Origin of the sequence: Vibrio sp. SCSIO 43086 (assembly GCF_051132235.1) — a bacterium.
Lineage (GTDB): Bacteria > Pseudomonadota > Gammaproteobacteria > Enterobacterales > Vibrionaceae > Vibrio > Vibrio diabolicus.
Window position 1 is genome coordinate 274,125 of record NZ_CP072678.1, and the last position, 16,775, is coordinate 290,899.

At 42.9% G+C, this 16,775-nt stretch carries 15 protein-coding genes; 7 read left to right on the top strand and 8 right to left on the bottom strand.

The features are described from left to right. Window positions 1-11: 11 nt before the first annotated feature. The 3 genes from J8Z23_RS17490 to J8Z23_RS17500 all read left to right on the top strand — a co-directional run bounded on the left by J8Z23_RS17490 (window position 12) and on the right by J8Z23_RS17500 (window position 3,612). On the top strand, window positions 12-2,420 hold the full coding sequence (locus J8Z23_RS17490; RefSeq protein ID WP_193447292.1) for a VolA/Pla-1 family phospholipase: 2,409 nt from the start codon (window positions 12-14) through the stop codon (window positions 2,418-2,420). A 135-nt stretch (window positions 2,421-2,555) separates the two neighbouring features. Beyond that, window positions 2,556-2,765 carry a YgdI/YgdR family lipoprotein gene (locus tag J8Z23_RS17495; RefSeq protein ID WP_301659001.1) on the top strand — a complete coding sequence of 70 codons (210 nt, stop codon included), beginning with the start codon at window positions 2,556-2,558 and terminating at the stop codon, window positions 2,763-2,765. Between the two features lie 289 nt (window positions 2,766-3,054). Further along, entirely contained in the window at window positions 3,055-3,612 is a 558-nt protein-coding gene (locus tag J8Z23_RS17500; RefSeq protein ID WP_005395511.1) for a PhnA domain-containing protein, read from the top strand. Between the two features lie 191 nt (window positions 3,613-3,803). Here the strand turns inward: J8Z23_RS17500 and J8Z23_RS17505 are convergent, their stop codons facing one another. The 3 genes from J8Z23_RS17505 to J8Z23_RS17515 form a co-directional block, all read right to left on the bottom strand. Next, window positions 3,804-3,995: a hypothetical protein gene (locus J8Z23_RS17505; protein WP_005376351.1), complete on the bottom strand. Its 192-nt coding sequence runs from the start codon at window positions 3,993-3,995 to the stop codon at window positions 3,804-3,806. 278 nt (window positions 3,996-4,273) lie between these two features. Then, the gene (locus J8Z23_RS17510) at window positions 4,274-5,293 is read right to left on the bottom strand and encodes a TerC family protein (RefSeq protein WP_301659002.1); all 1,020 of its coding nucleotides are present in this window, start codon (window positions 5,291-5,293) and stop codon (window positions 4,274-4,276) included. Between the two features lie 626 nt (window positions 5,294-5,919). After that, window positions 5,920-7,662 (bottom strand): bifunctional metallophosphatase/5'-nucleotidase, encoded by a 1,743-nt coding sequence (locus J8Z23_RS17515; protein WP_434635619.1) that lies wholly within the window; start codon window positions 7,660-7,662, stop codon window positions 5,920-5,922. 271 nt (window positions 7,663-7,933) lie between these two features. Here J8Z23_RS17515 and J8Z23_RS17520 point away from each other — a divergent pair, with 271 nt between their 5' ends. Continuing rightward, the gene (locus J8Z23_RS17520) at window positions 7,934-9,568 is read left to right on the top strand and encodes an ATP-dependent endonuclease (protein WP_237309301.1); all 1,635 of its coding nucleotides are present in this window, start codon (window positions 7,934-7,936) and stop codon (window positions 9,566-9,568) included. 151 nt (window positions 9,569-9,719) lie between these two features. Here the strand turns inward: J8Z23_RS17520 and J8Z23_RS17525 are convergent, their stop codons facing one another. Together J8Z23_RS17525 and J8Z23_RS17530 are read right to left on the bottom strand one after the other, a co-directional pair. Continuing rightward, window positions 9,720-10,202, bottom strand: coding sequence for a DUF1097 domain-containing protein (locus tag J8Z23_RS17525; RefSeq protein WP_005395520.1), 483 nt, complete (start codon window positions 10,200-10,202; stop codon window positions 9,720-9,722). Window positions 10,203-10,644: 442 nt separating this feature from the next. Continuing rightward, window positions 10,645-11,550, bottom strand: coding sequence for a LysR substrate-binding domain-containing protein (locus tag J8Z23_RS17530; RefSeq protein ID WP_005395522.1), 906 nt, complete (start codon window positions 11,548-11,550; stop codon window positions 10,645-10,647). Between the two features lie 304 nt (window positions 11,551-11,854). Here J8Z23_RS17530 and focA point away from each other — a divergent pair, with 304 nt between their 5' ends. Next, the gene (focA, locus tag J8Z23_RS17535) at window positions 11,855-13,306 is read left to right on the top strand and encodes a formate transporter FocA (RefSeq protein ID WP_203347438.1); all 1,452 of its coding nucleotides are present in this window, start codon (window positions 11,855-11,857) and stop codon (window positions 13,304-13,306) included. Window positions 13,307-13,444: 138 nt separating this feature from the next. Here the strand turns inward: focA and J8Z23_RS17540 are convergent, their stop codons facing one another. The 3 genes from J8Z23_RS17540 to J8Z23_RS17550 all read right to left on the bottom strand — a co-directional run bounded on the left by J8Z23_RS17540 (window position 13,445) and on the right by J8Z23_RS17550 (window position 14,967). After that, entirely contained in the window at window positions 13,445-14,014 is a 570-nt protein-coding gene (locus J8Z23_RS17540) for a YceI family protein (RefSeq protein WP_005395526.1), read from the bottom strand. Further along, a complete protein-coding gene (locus tag J8Z23_RS17545; protein WP_048625024.1) occupies window positions 14,011-14,550 on the bottom strand; it encodes a cytochrome b in 540 nt (179 codons plus the stop codon). Before J8Z23_RS17545 ends, J8Z23_RS17540 begins: the two co-directional genes overlap by 4 nt. 174 nt (window positions 14,551-14,724) lie before the next feature. Continuing rightward, on the bottom strand, window positions 14,725-14,967 hold the full coding sequence (locus tag J8Z23_RS17550) for a DUF2164 domain-containing protein (protein WP_005395529.1): 243 nt from the start codon (window positions 14,965-14,967) through the stop codon (window positions 14,725-14,727). Between the two features lie 186 nt (window positions 14,968-15,153). On the opposite strand from J8Z23_RS17550, the gene J8Z23_RS17555 reads away from it, so the two are divergent. Together J8Z23_RS17555 and J8Z23_RS17560 are read left to right on the top strand one after the other, a co-directional pair. Next, entirely contained in the window at window positions 15,154-15,786 is a 633-nt protein-coding gene (locus J8Z23_RS17555) for a hypothetical protein (RefSeq protein ID WP_005395531.1), read from the top strand. A 185-nt stretch (window positions 15,787-15,971) separates the two neighbouring features. Then, on the top strand, window positions 15,972-16,760 hold the full coding sequence (locus J8Z23_RS17560) for an EAL domain-containing protein (protein ID WP_152814655.1): 789 nt from the start codon (window positions 15,972-15,974) through the stop codon (window positions 16,758-16,760). The last annotated feature ends 15 nt before the right edge of the window (window positions 16,761-16,775 follow it).

A 16,775-nucleotide genomic window follows, 5' to 3' on the forward strand; every position in this document is an offset into this window, starting at 1 on the left:
GGAGTAAACCAATGAAACACACGTTTAAATTATCAATGCTTTGTTCTGCAATCCTTCTTGCTGGTTGTGGTGATAATACATCAAGCTCTGGTACTTCCGACAAAGTTCAATTTGAAGATGAAGTCCAAGCACTGCTCGACCGTGGAACATCTATCAGCTTTACGCTTCAAGGGGCGAATGCGGATGTACCTGCGCCCTCTTACTTATTAATGGACACAACAGATGGCACGCTTGGTCTGCCAACTGACGGTGATGATGCCTTAACCAACCCTAGAGCCTCGATGAATACGATGGATGGATGGTCAACGTCTATGCCAATCGTTCTGAACTTTAAAGGCGATGGTTTTGCAACGGGTATGCTGCCGTCTGGTATTAAAGTCATCAAGATTAATCAACGTTTGACCGAGTGGGATGGTAAGTCTAACCCAATCGAAGAAGCTCTCGTTCAGAACCAAGACTACGTTGTTCAAGCAAAAGGCAACTCTCTATATATCCAGTTCATGGATGCGCTTGATGAGTCAAGCGAGTACATTTTTGCAGTAACACAAGATGTTACTGACGTGAATGGTGAGCCAATCGGTACATCAGCCAGTTACGCGACAGGTAAATCTAAAGAAATCGTTTATGAAACTGGTGCTCTTGCTTCTATTCAAGCGGTGACACAAGCGGTGGAAGGCATTTTTGGTCTAGCTCAAGTTAACCCTGACGACATCGTTTACTCCTCCTGGTTCAGCACTCAGTCTGTAGGTGACACTTTGGCGGCGGTTAAAGGTGTAACTGCAACCGGTTTTTCAACGGGTGCAAATACATTAAACGCGGTTTACAAAAACGATGCGAACGAAGGTTCAGTAGATTTATCAACAGCCTACACAATGACACTTGGTGCAACCCAAGACTTTAGCACTGCGCTAGACTCTGACGATGACTTTAGTAAGTACGTTAGTGACCTAGACGCGGCAAAAACGGCAATTAAAGGCCTTTATGCGAAGTCAGGTGCCGATGTAAATGTGACTCAAGGTGTGGTCAGACTGCCTCATTATCTAGAAAAAGGGGCAAACTGGAACATGCAGCCAATGGTATCTGCGATGCCAAGCCTAGCGAAGCTAAGTGCAGCACTGGCGGATCCGAACGAGCAAGCGAACATGGTTCAGCAGCTATCAACCGGCGTTTTCGCAAATAACCCTGTTGACGTGACAAAGCTTGCAACCGATCCTACAGAGCAGCTAAAACTGGTGGGTGCTAAACTCACATTAAGCGATGGTACCCAACTCGACAGTGAACGTATTGTGACTCGCTACTCCCCAGTTCCAGTCGTTAAATCGGTAGAAGATGTCGAAGTACTTGTCTTCACACCTAAATCTGGTGTCGCGACCGACGTTGTGATTTATCAACACGGCATCACTTCAGCAAAAGAGAATGCGTACGCGTTCGCGTTCAATATGGTAAAAGCAGGTGTGGCTGTTATCGCAATTGACTTACCTATTCATGGCACACGTAGTTTAGATGAACAACGTTCCGCAAATGCAAATGTACTGGCTTACCTAAATCTTTCCAACTTAGCCGTTGCGCGTGACAATCTACGTCAAAGTGTACTGGATGTATTGGGTTTGCGCGCTAGCTTGGTAGTATCGGCGCAAGGCGGTCTTTTAGCTGGAGGTCCTCTGCAAGGCTTCAACCCAATGACGGGTTCAAAAGTCAAAATGCTAGGTCATTCACTTGGCGGTATTGTGGCTACATCTGCCGTCGCAGCAGCAAATAACACGCTAGGCAGCCCTACTGCGGATGCGCTGTACACCTTTAGCTCTGCATCAGTACAGAACTCTGGTGGTCAAATTGGTAATTTGTTACTAGGTTCAGACAATTACGGCCCTCAGATCAAACATAACCTCGCTTATGCAGCATCAAAAGACTATGCGAATTACGCTGATGCATCATGTGCGGATCTAGAAGATAAAACATGTTACGAAGCATTTGAGGCTGCGGCAACGGAAGCTCAAGTAGCAGCTTTAGAAGCAGGTTTCTCACAATTTATCTATGCAGCACAAACAACGCTAGATACAGTCGACCCGTTCACAAACGCCTCAGATTTGGTCGCTTCTGGTTCACTAACTACACCATTCTTGATGACCGAGGTTGAGGGTGATAGCACAGTGCCAAACAGCGTTCCAAATGCACCATTCGCGGGTACTGAACCGCTTGCTAATAAGCTAGGGTTGAAAACTGTGAACAGTACGGACACTACTGTGAATGCAACTGCGAGCTTTGTACAGTTTAATGCTGCTGCATCGCACAGTACTTTTGCTTCGCCAAATGGCACTCTGTCTGATATTGACCATCACGTTGAGATGCAAATGGAAAACACTGACTTCTTAATGGATGACACTTTAACGGGTGTGACTAATACTTCCGTTCTGAAGTAATCGTATCACCTCTCTTACCAAAGCCCAGTTTCGACTGGGCTTTTTCGTTCTCTATCATAAAAAACCGTCCCGTATATCCTTTGCTATAGTTAAATCGGTGTCGTACCTAACTTACTTGTTTGAAAGGAAAACTCTATGCGCATATTCACTATAATGGCCACTGCTTTACTTCTTGCTGCATGCGGAAGTAGCCAATATCTTATGTCGACAAATGAAGGAAAAATTATTACTTCTTACGGTAAACCAGACCTTAACGAAGAAACGGGTATGTACGAGTATGAAGACATAGATGGGAAAGAAATGAGCATTTCAAAAGATCAAATTGTGCAGATTATTGAACGCTAGCAACATGCCCTCTATGTATTTAGAGGGCTCTCCCCATACTTCTGAGCGCAGTTAATACTCCCAACGAACCTCTAACTTCCTCAAGAAATGAAGCAACCAATTCATCACCCAAAGCAATCAATGCATTTTCTTATATACAGGTATTATTTGTTTAGCGAATATTTTACATATTCACCCTAATCAGGTTGGAATATTGTAAAATCTCGGCTTTAATTCGCTAACACCCTTTTATTTCTCAGGATAAAGTGGATAATACCGCCACAAAATAACATTACTAAGGTGAGTCCTTATGTCTATTGAAGCTACTCTGCTTGCGCGCTGCGAGTCAAAATGTGAACTGTGTTCTTCTGAATCTCAACTAACAGCATACGCTGTCCCACCTCACGGTAACGTGACCGTTGATACTGCTATCATGGTTTGTGATAAGTGTCTGGGTGAGATCGATGAGCCAAAAGACATTAACCACTGGCGTTGTCTAAACGAAAGCATGTGGAGCCAGGTTCCTGCAGTACAAGTGACAGCATGGCGCCAACTCACTCGCCTAAACTCTGAAAGCTGGGCTCAAGATGCTCTTGACATGATGTACATGGAAGAAGAGCAAATGAACTGGGCGATGAAGGGTATGTCTGATGATGACAAAACGTTGGATTGCAACGGCACTGAACTTAAGAAAGGTGACGATGTAACGGTAATCAAAGACCTACCAGTTAAAGGCACTAACCAAGTAATCAAACAAGGCACAGTGATCCGTGGTATCAGCCTTGGTGATGATCCGAAACTAGTTTCGGGCAAGGCAAATGGCGGTCAGTCAATGTACGTGATCGCAGAATACTGCCGTAAGAAGTAATATCGTATTACTCTACAAGTCAAAACGGGGCACTATTAGTGCCCCGTTTTCATTGCTAATGAACACCAATTTGGAATAAGCTCCTCTACTCCGGTATTGACTCTGTATAGAGTTCTAGCTCCGTTATTCACGTTTGAGCAGCTAAAAAAATACCGGCTTATAGGCCGGTATTTTCATTCATTATTTCAAGATTAACGGTACATACCGATATCTTTTTGAATGTGAGCTGACAAATCTTCCGCATAGTAACTGCGTGGTGCAGTATTATCTACGAATAGAATGTCTAGTAAGTGAGCAATCAGTCCTTTGAAGTTAACCGCGTAGGTTTTCTTATCCATAGAGGTTGGTAAAGCTACATTTGTCATTTGCATTGCTTGTGCCATGATTGCCTCTCTTTAAAGCAGTAGTCTGTTTTGTTGGTTGTATATTAGTCAGTTTCTTATTGTTTAAGAAATGACAAATTTTACCTATTCGAATTAGATTATCTAATAAAACAAACCCATTACAAACATCAAAAATACAAATGAATAATAACAGCATAAATAGTCAGAATCTGTTTAATTATGTTGAATAACTTAACGTTACCTGCATAAGCTCACCTCAAGATACAACATATTTTTAACATTAAGTTTCGTTATTTATTTTATTTTTAGCGCTTTACTTATATTTTTTGATTAGTAATTTTAACGCTAGAGCGACTGTTCGACTTATTTTTGAGGAGCGATGCCACAACCGCTAATGTCATCACAACGATTAAGAATGTGAGTGACCACGTTGTCGGAATCTCATACTCTGTTCCCACCAATAACATCTTTACACCGATAAACATCATGATCACCGATAATGCTGGTTTTAAGTACACAAACTTGTCTAACATCGCTTGCAGAACAAAGTACAAAGATCGCAACCCCAACAGTGCAAACACGTTCGCGGCTAAGACTAAAAATGGCTCTCGTGTTACCGCGAATATGGCTGGTATAGAATCCAGTGCAAACATTACGTCCATCACTGCAATTACACCGACTACGATCAGCATTGGTGTTGCCACCCACTTACCAGCTTGCTTTAAGATTAAGTGATTTCCTTGGTAATCATCCGTAACTGGCAATATTTTGCGAATAAACTGCTCAGGGTATGGGTTAACTTCTTCTGCTTCACCTTTGTCGCGAGCAAGCTTAATACCTGTCCAAATAAGGAATGCGGCAAAGAGGTACAACACCCAGTGGTACTGCGCAAGTAACTGAGCACCAACCGCAATCATGATAGCCCGCAGAACCAACGCACCAATCACGCCCCAAAGCAGCGCTCGCGGACGCAAATGCTCCGGCACACTGTATTGTGCAAAGATGATGGCAAACACAAACAAGTTATCCACGCTTAGCGACTTCTCTAGTAAGTAGCCTGTTAAGAATGAAACCGTTGCTTTATCGTTCGTATAAGTGCTGTGCGGTGCGTAAAGGTCCCAGAATAAATAGATAGAACCTGCAAAAACAAAGGCAAGTAAGAACCAAAAAACACTCCAAAGGATGGCTTTTTTCATCGTTATTACGCCACCACGCGTTTGATAAATATCAAGCGCAACAAGAACAAGCGTAAAAAGACCAAAAGCGCCATACATCGCTAATGACTCTTGAAGTGGTGCCGACTGGCTCAATTGGGTGGTACTTTCGATAAGAGACATGCTTCCTCCCATGGCGGAAGGGCATGAGTTTGGTGACCTTCCGCAGACAATAACAACAAGCAGTCACATAGTAATCATGTGCTGCCAGTCAATGAATGCGTTGGTCTCGTTGAAGTGTCGGCGTGGATGAATCACGCAACACCTTTACTTACCGGATAAGCTGATGCTTAACGAGATGACGATAAGTAAACTTGCGCTAACTACTCCCCAAACGCCGCAATGATAACGCCGAATGTCACGCTTTCCAACAAAAAAACTTTGTCCAATCGAAATAAAATTCCTATTAAAAATCAGAAAGAAATATAAAAAGAAAGGAATTGATTCAACCACGTGAACTTTTGTTATTAGGTGTAAAGATCAGCAAGTGACTCAAGGTGATACATTTAAGAGTCAGAGCGATGTCTCTGAGAACATAGACACCAAAAAGGAGCATAACTGCTCCTTTCCTAACTTCCGTGTTATTAGCAATTCAAAAACCGCTCAAAGGTACAAAGTAAACTAACGTTGACCAAATTGCGACCCAAGCAACCACCACTGCCGTATCTGTCCAATCTTTATTCCACATACTGCCACCCTCATCATCGCATGTAGCAATTGAAGGACAGCAAAATCGATACCAATATCTACTATCTGTGTTGCTGTGTATAAAGTTTGTGACTTTGATTCAAGCAGTTTGGCTCATCGGTCAGAAGTTCAATAAAACAGTCTGCCATGGATAAGTTGGTTACACGCCCCTCGCCTTTCATCTCCAGTAGCGCATCGTAACCTTCTTTCCCTTTCATGGTATAAGCGGAGGAAGTGCCTCGATACCAGGTGTCGTCTTGAACGTCGACCCATTGTTGACCATCAAAAATTGCTAATGACTGAATTCTTTCACCTTTAGGGGCATCAGCTCGGTACTCAAAGTTTAAATTGTAAGTGTATGGATAACTGCCAGAGCCAGTACCTTCCACATCATTGTTGAGTGCATTGTTTATGGCGCCTTCAAGTGCTCGGCGAATAGCACTGCCTTTTACGTCGTAAAAGCCGATCGGAACGGCAAAAGGCAACAATCGTCCGGCAATATCTGCCACTGTGATGTTGCCAGGATTCAATGATGTTCGCACGCCACCCGCATTATGAATCGCAAATTGAACCTCATGCCCGCGTTTATTTAGGCTGTACAAAAATGAACGAGCAACAGAAGAAGCCAGCTCGCTCTCACCAAACTCATCTGGGATTCGCACATGACGCTTTTTGGTGTCAATACTGGCAATGACTTGTGACTGTAACTGCCTTACCCGAGGGATGTATTTATCACTTAGGATTGCTTGAGTCTCCGGGTGTTTCTTACAGACCACCACATTAGGTTGACCATGGATAAAGTCACACGCGGTTTCGAATACGCCTTGGTCAAGCTGTTGATTTAGTGTCGAGTCCCAAAAAATACGTCGGCCAAGTAACAGTTCATTTTGACCACTCAGCATGGTTGCTTTGCCGTTTTCATCAAATTCAATGACGCAGTGCCCCATGGTCAAAGCATGAAAGCCCGCTTGCACAACGTAGGTATCTTTTACTTTGATACCATAAGGGTCATCTTGCCCTAAACCTATTGATGAGAAATCGCCTTGCAGTCGGTGGCTATGTCCACCAACAATAATACCAATCCCCTCAACTTGTTCAGCTAACTCTAAATCACCTTCATAACCTAAGTGACTCAGAAGAATGATATTTTTAATGCCAGAGGAGTGAATTTGTTTTACGGTCGCCTTAGCGGTTTCAATTGCAGACTTAAATGGGGTATCTGCATCTGGGTTCGCGATATCGCTCATTTTATCAATGGATAATCCGAAAATCGCAACCTGCTCACCATGAAACTCTTTGACGATGTATTGTGCGCTTTGTGTATCCGTTTGATAGCTATACACGTTGTTGCTATCGCTGACTCGGTGAGGCTTTTGAAGCGATTCATTTGATAGATCCCAGTTACCAGCAAGCAATGGAAACTGAGTGCGTTGACAGAATAAGGCAACAGGTTCATTACCCATATCCAATTCATGGTTGCCTAACGCCATCGCATCAATCTTTAATGCATTCAACAAATCGGCGTTGGCTTTACCTTTAAATAATGAGAAATAAAGTGTGCCTTGGAAACAGTCTCCAGCATGGAGAAATAACATCCCATGCCCTTGACGTTGAGCGTCGTCTCGTAGCTGCTCTACTCGGGTTGCGATGCGAGAAAACCCGCCAGCACTCACGTATGGCTCTAACGTGAGTTCTTTGTTGATCTTAAGCTTTAACTGTAATGACGTTGGCTCAAAGTAGGAATGTGTGTCATTGATGTGTGCCAGTTTGATTCTCACTGGCTTATGATTGTTATTCATCTTCATCTTCTCTCTTTTCATTCCTTATAATAATAAGAAGTGAATCATGACAGAATCATGAATTTTATGAAACTGTGATTTTTTGATTTCATGTTTAAGTGATCACGATGCTATCTACACTACTTTTGAAAGCAAGCGTTGCTTGTTGCGGTCTCTATTCAGTAAGGGGCTCTCGTAATTTTGTGAACTGAGCTTAACTCCAATATTTCGAATTAATATATGCTTAGGAGTAGCAAAATAACTCTCTATAATTCAAATAATTGCAAGGAGGATTGAGATGAGACTAGAACGCATCGAAATCTCCGGGTTTAGAGGCATCAAACGCCTTTCACTCTCTTTTGACGAACTCACTACGCTCATCGGTGAGAACACGTGGGGCAAATCATCATTGCTCGATGCCCTTTCTATCGCGCTACCTGCTAATGGCTCATTGTATCAATTCGAATTAAAAGATTTTCACGTTGATTATTCAATTTCTCATCCACAAACCCAACACTTGCAGATCATTGTTTGCTTTAAAGCACAAGACAAGAACGAAGTAAAAGCTGGGCGTTATCGACGGATAAAACCTGCATGGTGCACAAACGAGGATGGTGAGCAGGTCATTTACTATCGAATTAGTGCGTCTCGCGACGAGTATGATATTAAAACTGAATACGCGTTTTTGGATCATCACGGCAAGCCGAAGAAACTGCACCACTCTGAGAAACTCGCTGTAGAGTTGATGACTCTTCACCCTGTTATCCGCCTACGAGACTCCCGACGCTTCCCAGATCTAAACCACGTAAACGGCGACAGCAAAAATGCTCGGATTGAAAAACGAATCAATAACACCTGTCGACGGCTATTGGCGATGCCTGGGCACGTAAACAAGGGTGAGATTCGCAGTAGTCTCGATTCAATGCAAACACTTGTCGAACACTATTTTGCGTTCCGCAGTGTCAGCAAAGGTAACCCACGAAAACCTCGTGATGGTCTTTTTTATACAAGCCCTTCCTCTGATAAAGGATTAAGTCAATTCCTTAAGGAAACAAATGATAAACAAAGCCGTTTGCTTTTAATGGGGCTTCTCAATGCTTACCTTCAAGCAAAAGGCCCTACCGATTTAAGACGCTGCGCAAGACCGATACTGATCATCGAGGACCCAGAAGGCCGACTACACCCAACTCATCTCGCTAGAGCGTGGTCATTATTGCAGTTGTTGCCAATGCAAAAGATTTTAACTACCAACAGCGGTACGTTACTTGGCTCGGTTCCACTTTATTCAATCCGGCGTTTGATTCGCTTGTCAGACCGAACCATTGCCAAGAGCTTAAACTCTGCCAAGTTTGGTAGAGATGAGTTACGCCGAATTGGTTTCCACATTCGTTTTCATCGCTCAGGGGCATTGTTTGCACGGTGTTGGTTACTCGTAGAGGGCGAAACTGAAGTTTGGTTATTTCATGAACTGGCTCGTCAATGCGGATATGACTTAGCTGCGGAAGGAGTTCAAATCGTTGAATTTGCGCAGTCAGGACTGAAGTCACTGATCAAAGTAGCAAAAGAGTTCGGTATCGACTGGCATGTTGTTACCGATGGTGACCCGGCAGGTAAAAAGTACGCGCATGCCGTGAGAGCGCAACTCGATCATGATCAGGAAAGGCATAGACTTACAGAGTTACCTGATCGAGACATCGAACATTTTCTATACAATCATGGGTTTGAACTTTTCTTTAAGGACATCATCAAAGTTCCTCATGATCACCCTATCCCAGCTAAAAAAGTCGTAAACCGTGTTTTGAAAAAGCATGCAAAACCGGACTTAGCTTTGGCCATTGTCTCTCACTGTGAAGAGCGAGGTATGGAATGCATTCCTGTACTTCTGCGTTGGACACTTAAGCGCGTTGTCACCATGGCAAACGGCAATACATGAGTTAGAGTATTTCACACTCACACCTTGCCTTGTAATACAAAAAAAGCACACCAAATTGGTGTGCTTGTATCAAACATCATTAATTTTGATTAAAGGTATTGAGAGGGATAAAACTCAATACACAGTGGATACAAATAAGATCGGGGGTTCACTACTGTGCTTGCTCAGCAAGCGTAGAAGAAGTAGTGCTTGATTTCGTATGCAACCAAAGTCCAGTCGCTTTCATTAGATAACCAAACACACCACCTAGCAGCAAAGATGGAATGACAAGTTGCCAGTTTCCATCAGCGGCAAATGTTGCGCAGGAACCAATAAAAGTGCCTGGAATGTACGCGAGCCAAGCCTGTTTCGCTTGAATACACATGAAAAATGCCACAATAGCGGTAATCACATAACCGATAATTTCCAAACCAACGTAAGTTGAACCGTGGATAATTACCATTGCCCAGAATACACCCGTCATATTAGTGATTAAGCTGATACCAAGTCCTTTCAATCCGCTAGTTGGCGCAGCAAAGTAGCTCGTGCAACCTAAAAAACCAGCCCAAGAAAGCAAACCTAAAGAAATGGCGATCCAACCCCATACGCCAGATAAAATTCCAGTAGTGATAGAGATAGCTAAAAGTGTCGTCATGGTAGTCGTACCTGCTTGGCTATTATCGTACCCATATGGCTCAATAACTGCCTTCATACATTGAAATCAAGGACACATGTTAGATACATCAGTCTTGTTTATCGGTGATAATGATCACAATAAGGTTATAACAATTTCATGACTTGCACTAAAAGTTTGACGCAACCGATAAATCAACAGATTTAGGGAATGAGTGTTTCTAATACTCGGTAAAAAAGGATGTGTGTAGGACAGTTCCAATAGGTCACTCCAGCAAGCTTTAACGTGACTGGAAGCTAATATCGGCGTGCAGAATCATGGTTCACCAAGTGAGTGCATAAAAGCTCCTGAATCACGCTTATTCTTCGAAGTTCAGTATACTGTACATAGAAATATGCCACTCCCAATTAAGCGAGTGGCATTGCTGTGCTTCTAGAGTTTATTGCGTGTATTGAGTAGTAACTTACAATACCGAAGGCTTACCTTTCATCATTCGCAGACCTTCTCGTTTAATGCAGTCGACTAGTGGGTTTTCTGCCATATCAGCTCGCCATATAAATGACAGTGTCCTTTCCATTTTTAGCTCGGGCACATTTAACGCAACAAGATGACCCGCTTCTATATATCGCTCTACATCTAAATACGGTAAACAAGTAAGGTACTGGCCGTTAGCAACTAAGCTGCGTAACACCGGAACATGCTCGTACTCTCGCCACACATCCAAATCTTCAATTAGATGATGAATAGAGCTATCAAATGTTTTTCGTGTGCCAGAGCCATGCTCTCTCAACACCCACTTCGCTTGTTCTAACTGCGCGAGGCTTACAGATTGATTGCGAGCAAAAGGATGATGAGATGCAGCGACAACAGTAAGATGGTCTCGGCACCAGACTTCTTGGTGCAAACGGTTATCGTCACAACGCCCCTCGATGATCCCTAAATCATATTTATAATCTAATACGCCATCAATAACCCCTTTTGTACTCTGCACACCAAGGGAAATACGCATTTCTGGAAAGTCATTATCAATGATACTGATAAGGTCTGGAACCAGATGCTCTGCCGGAGTTTGACTCGCGCCCATGCGAATCTCACCGCTTAACAAATGTTGCTCATAAAAGCCCATTTCAATCTGCAGTGCGTCTTGTAATAAGCGTTTTGCTTTTGGTCGTAACCACATACCCCAATGGGTTAACGCCATTTGCTTGCCCTGCCTCTCAAATAAAGGCCTGCCAAGCATTTTTTCTAATTGCGCAAGCGACATACTTGTCGCTGATTGTGTCAAAGCCAGTTTCTCTGCGGCCTGGCTTACACTGCCGGTATCTGCAACTGCGTCAAAAACCGCTAATTGCTTAAGTGAGTAGCGCAAAGTGTCCTCCATTATTGGTGAGTATTTTTCATACCCTCACAATCGTTAAAAACATGCCCCAATAAGCAATAGAGTTCATTTTACCTAGCCGCATAAAGTTATCAATTAATTTGATGAGGTTTCTAAATATTATCAATTTTACCTACCAAACCCTTCTCCTTATTCTGACTGTGCGGTTCGGGAACACCGCAAGCCTCAATGACTTTGAGACTGAAGTCATTGAGGCTTCTAAATAAAAACAACAATTTCATTTTTGAGTTAATAACCAAGGAATTTTTATGCGATTACAAATTAAGGAGTCAATATGGCGGTGACCAGCTCTCAAAATCACCAGTACTTTTCTCCAAAAGAAATGATGGCTGAAGCGGAAAAATTTGCGTTAAGTAAAGCAAACAAAACCAGCAGTATGACACTGAGTCTTGCCATCATGGCGGGCGCGTTCATTGGATTGGCGTTCTTGTTTTACATCACAGTGACTACTGGCAGCGCTGGCGCTGGTTGGGGCTTAAGCCGTCTTGCTGGCGGATTAGCATTTAGTATGGGCTTGATCCTCATCGTGATCTGCGGCGGTGAACTATTTACCAGCTCAGTTCTTTCCAGTATCTCATGGGCCAATAAGCAAATCTCGTTCGGAAAAATGCTTTCTATTTGGGGCAAGGTTTACGTTGGCAACTTCATTGGTGCGATGTTCCTACTTGCGCTAGTTACTGCAGCTGGTCTTTATCAAATGGATAGCGGTCAATGGGGGTTAAATGCGCTTAACATCGCGCAGCACAAGCTTCATCACACTCTCATTCAGGCGTTTGCGCTCGGCATCCTTTGTAACCTATTGGTCTGCCTCGCGATTTGGTTAACGTTTAGCTCTGCAAATGCAATGACAAAAGCAGCAATGACAATCATGCCTGTGGCCATGTTTGTCAGCAGTGGCTTTGAACACTGTGTCGCGAACATGTTTATGGTTCCACTTGGCATTGTTATCGCGAATTTTGCACCTGAGTCTTTTTGGGCCTCCGTCGGTGTGCCCGCTTCACAGTACGCAGACTTAAATATTGGCCACTTTATTACCGCTAACTTAATTCCTGTCACGCTTGGCAACATCGTCGGCGGAGCGGTTTTAGTTGGTCTTGCAAACTGGTGTATTTTTCGCCGACCAGAACTAAAAGCAGCGAATATCTCTTCTATCACAACGACTACAACACTCTCGTCAGTTAAGGATTTCACCATGAAAAACGCATCTTTTGTTAAAGACATTATGAACCCAAAACCAGTTACCATCAGTGCAGAAACCCCGATAGCAATCGCACTGGATGTGCTACTTGATAACAACGTAACTAGCGCACCTGTTGTAGACGTACAAAATCGATTGGTTGGCTTCTTCTCTGCTCACGATGTGATGGTAGAACTATGGTGTGAGGACTACATTCCGGTGAAAGACCAAAAAGTCGTCGACATCATGAGCCGCGATGTGGTCGCAATTGATGCTGGTGATCGTCTCGTTGATGTTGTCGAATTCCTATGTATCGATAAAGAGCAGCTGTACCCAACGAGCAACATGGGCATCGCCACTCGCATGACGTCTTTATCTTTAGAAGAACGCGCAAAAAGCATCAAAGTGAGCAAGCCACAAGTACTTCCTGTACTTGAAAATGGCCAGATGGTCGGTGTTGTTACTCGTACTGAAGTATTAAAAGCACTACGCCCGATTTTTGGTGAGCGTTTAAACCTAGTAGAAAAAAACGAGTTAGAAACAGCGTAATTCATTAAACGCTTGCAACGTCTGTTGGCTTTCAATCGCTGTCACTGACTGGCTTGCCAATGTTGTCGATTGTGATTGAGGTAATAAAAAAGCGCTCTTTCGTTGAAGAGCGCTTTTACTGTATCTAAAAGAAGTTCGTTACTTCTTAACGCCTTCGATATGAAGTTCCATATCAACATAGCTTGAAGCACCCATTACTGGGATATCAAAGTCAGCAAGCTCAAGGCGAGTGTTACCAACGAAGCCAGCGCGCTCACCACCCCATGGGTCACTACCTGCGCCAACGAATTCAGCTTCGATAGTAATAGGCTTAGTAACACCGTGTAGCGTTAGATCACCAGTTACATCTAGCTTGCCATTGCCTTTATCAACCACTTTTGTGCTTTTAAAGGTCGCTTCGCTGTATTTGCCAGCATCAATGAAATCACCACTACGAATGTGCTTGTCACGTTCAGCGTGGTTGGAGTCTAAGCTAGTTGTATCAACAACAACATTCACTTTTGAATCAGCAATGTTGTTCTCATCAAAAGAAAAGTCACCAGAAAATGTATTGAAACGACCTTTGATGAAGCTGTAACCCAAGTGACTAACTTTAAAGTTAATTGAAGCGTGAGCACCTTTGGTATCGATGACATAATCTGCAGCTTGCGCACCAAATGGTAGTGCCATAGCGATAGCTAATCCTGTAGCGAAGAGTGACTTTTTCATTTTGAAGCTCCTAACATTTTTCTTAATGTGTTGTCTTTATCGATAAAGTGGTGTTTTAGCGCAGCAATAGCGTGCAAACCTGCTATCAGGATGACGGCCCAAGCTGCGTAGAAGTGAATTTCACCCGCTATGTCTGATTGTCCTGGGAATAACTCTCCCGCTCCTGGCACGGTAAACCAATTAAACACTTCGATACCGCGTCCATCAGACGTTGAAATGAGGTAACCTGAAACAAAGATGGTGACCAATAGTAGGTACATAACACCATGCGCCGCTTTAGCAGCAAGCACTTCGTAAGGTTTGCCTTCTACCTTTGGTGACGACGTAACATGTTTCCATACAATGCGTGCCAAAGTTAAAATAGCGAGTAAAATACCGACAGAGCGATGGTAATGTGGCGCAGTTCGATACCATTCGCTGTAATAGCTAAGGTCGACCATCCACAAACCCACTGCAAATAGACCAATAATGCACAGCGCAGATAACCAGTGCATCACGCGTGCAGTAAGGTTGTAATTCTTTACCAGTGTATCCATCTCAAGTTCCTAGATATATTCCTAAGTTAATGTTGAGCAAGAAACACTACATTAACCTATTTACGTCATATGAAACAGATTATTTACCATCATTTACATCCAGCCAATGGCACCGTATCTATCAAGTTGTTCGAATTTTTTGAAGGAACTTTAAATCGTTTATAAAACTGAAACTTACAGCTTAACTTCTTGTTCTATCTCATACAGCTCTTCGGACACTTCTAACATTCTACGTTCAACCAGTGATTTTGCATCTTCCACCCCCTTGTTGTAATAAATTGGCCCTAGTTTTTCTGTAATGAAATCAATAAGAAATTCACTATCGAACTGGCCAATCTCAACATCTAGTTCGTCCTGCATATAATCTTGAATGGCGGTTGCCAGCGTTTCTTTTTGCGCACGTTCTAACTTTATCATCTTTGCCCTTTTTCAGAATTTTGTTCTATGTGTGCTTCTATCGTCTTGCTCTCTTAAAGAGTAGGCGCGATCATTTGTGAGAAATTTGGTGTTTAGATCAAGAAGTTGCCGAAGTAAATTAGTCTATTCTCAAAAGACTATGCTAACCTTTTGCAGTTCGTTTTGTTAATTATTAAGGGATATTCTTTGCTACTCGACCTAGTGATTCAAAGTGTTAATGATTTTCAAGACGACTGTCTTAAGCTGTGTGAAAAGCATTACCCTGCGGTACATAACCAAGGCATGAGTGAGCATCATCTTGGTCTCGCGTTTTCAAGACGAATGGAACACACTTTCCGTCACTTCGGATACAACAGTGTGGTAAAACCAATTGAAGTTTTAAATACGCCGGACCTGCCTCATCACTACCGTATTTCATCTGAAATAGGCACGGTTTGGGTCCTGAGCCACCATATGGTCAGTGCGGGAAAATCTTGTCGAGAAAACTTACTCTCATCAATTACGGAATGGCAAAGCGAATATGGTTATGCGCTGCAACCGAATGATCTACTCTTTTTAGTTTGTGATCATTGGATCAGTCGCAGTAAAACGAGCCGAGAGTTGCTTCATTGGTGGATGGGTGAACTGCCCGATCAGATCAACGAATACACGGAGCAAGGCATCACGCTGTACACCAGCGAATCACAGCTCACGCAATCGTTAGACACTCGATTTGGCATTAGCCCTTGTTACATTAAGTTTGGTCATCCTTTACGTCGCTCGAACAAACAACAGTTGGTCAGAAAATACTTACAACTGTATGCAGTACTACAATGGTAACATCAAATTGCATTAGGAAGATTGTCAGTCATTTCACCAATTTGTTTGATATCACTCGACAAATCTAATCATCTTTTACCATCATTCTTGCTTGAGTTCATGAGCCCACTTAGATTCACTGCCAATGAAATAAAAATTAGCGCGATAGCGCTGATGTAGAAGCATTGATTTAGGTTGTTGTAACAATGATGAGCACCTCGCAACTCCTTAGTTGCATCCGCAAACAAGCCGACGGGCAATATATTGCGAAATACGCAAAGCTCACTCTTCGAAGTGTCTTTCAACCTATATATAAAAAAGATATTTCTATCGTTGGACTTGAGGCACTAGTAAGAATTACCAATGCTAATGGCGCCATGATCAGGCCAGATCAGTTTTTCCAATCAAAAACCATTGCCGCTCAAGACCTACTCAATGTTGAACGCTTAAGTCGCCTAATTCATATCAAAAACTTTGCCCAATCTCACTTTCACAATAAACAACTGTTTCTTAATGTATTACCAGAAGCAGCAAAAATACTAGCCAGAGACATCACGTACAATTGGCTGCTAAAACAAACCATTTATCAATCTCATTTAGTAAATGAACAAATCGTCATGGAGTTGCTTGAGTTGAACGTAGAAGACGAGTCCTCTTTGTCGCAAGCAGCTCGTGAATTAAGCCAAGGCGGGTTTAAATTGGCGATCGACGATTATGGCGTCAATGCTTCAACAATTGAACGAGTGAAAGGCGTTCGTCCAGACATAATAAAGATGGATCGCTCGTTAATGCTGAGATACGAAAATGGTGACTGGAAAGCTCTAGTCGATGCATTATCACTAGCAAGAACGTTGCGTTCTAAAACCGTTATCGAAGGAATTGAAACCGAGCATCAACTTAACTTAATGAAAAAACTCGGTTTCGATATGTATCAAGGATACCTACTCGCTATCCCGCAAACGTTAGACGTTTATGAAGAGGCAAAAACAGCCTGACTATGTAAGAACAAA

What these genes read in the sequence shown, in the direction of transcription:
- J8Z23_RS17515 (WP_434635619.1), bottom strand. Translation starts at nt 7,662, where the DNA reads ATGAAGATGAATAACAATCATAAGCCAGTGAGAATCAAACTGGCACAC.
- J8Z23_RS17505 (WP_005376351.1), bottom strand. Translation starts at nt 3,995, where the DNA reads ATGGCACAAGCAATGCAAATGACAAATGTAGCTTTACCAACCTCTATG.
- focA (WP_203347438.1), top strand. Translation starts at nt 11,855, where the DNA reads ATGGCGGTGACCAGCTCTCAAAATCACCAGTACTTTTCTCCAAAAGAA.
- J8Z23_RS17545 (WP_048625024.1), bottom strand. Translation starts at nt 14,550, where the DNA reads ATGGATACACTGGTAAAGAATTACAACCTTACTGCACGCGTGATGCAC.
- J8Z23_RS17510 (WP_301659002.1), bottom strand. Translation starts at nt 5,293, where the DNA reads ATGTCTCTTATCGAAAGTACCACCCAATTGAGCCAGTCGGCACCACTT.
- J8Z23_RS17495 (WP_301659001.1), top strand. Translation starts at nt 2,556, where the DNA reads ATGCGCATATTCACTATAATGGCCACTGCTTTACTTCTTGCTGCATGC.
- J8Z23_RS17490 (WP_193447292.1), top strand. Translation starts at nt 12, where the DNA reads ATGAAACACACGTTTAAATTATCAATGCTTTGTTCTGCAATCCTTCTT.
- J8Z23_RS17540 (WP_005395526.1), bottom strand. Translation starts at nt 14,014, where the DNA reads ATGAAAAAGTCACTCTTCGCTACAGGATTAGCTATCGCTATGGCACTA.
- J8Z23_RS17525 (WP_005395520.1), bottom strand. Translation starts at nt 10,202, where the DNA reads ATGACGACACTTTTAGCTATCTCTATCACTACTGGAATTTTATCTGGC.
- J8Z23_RS17500 (WP_005395511.1), top strand. Translation starts at nt 3,055, where the DNA reads ATGTCTATTGAAGCTACTCTGCTTGCGCGCTGCGAGTCAAAATGTGAA.
- J8Z23_RS17560 (WP_152814655.1), top strand. Translation starts at nt 15,972, where the DNA reads ATGATGAGCACCTCGCAACTCCTTAGTTGCATCCGCAAACAAGCCGAC.
- J8Z23_RS17520 (WP_237309301.1), top strand. Translation starts at nt 7,934, where the DNA reads ATGAGACTAGAACGCATCGAAATCTCCGGGTTTAGAGGCATCAAACGC.
- J8Z23_RS17550 (WP_005395529.1), bottom strand. Translation starts at nt 14,967, where the DNA reads ATGATAAAGTTAGAACGTGCGCAAAAAGAAACGCTGGCAACCGCCATT.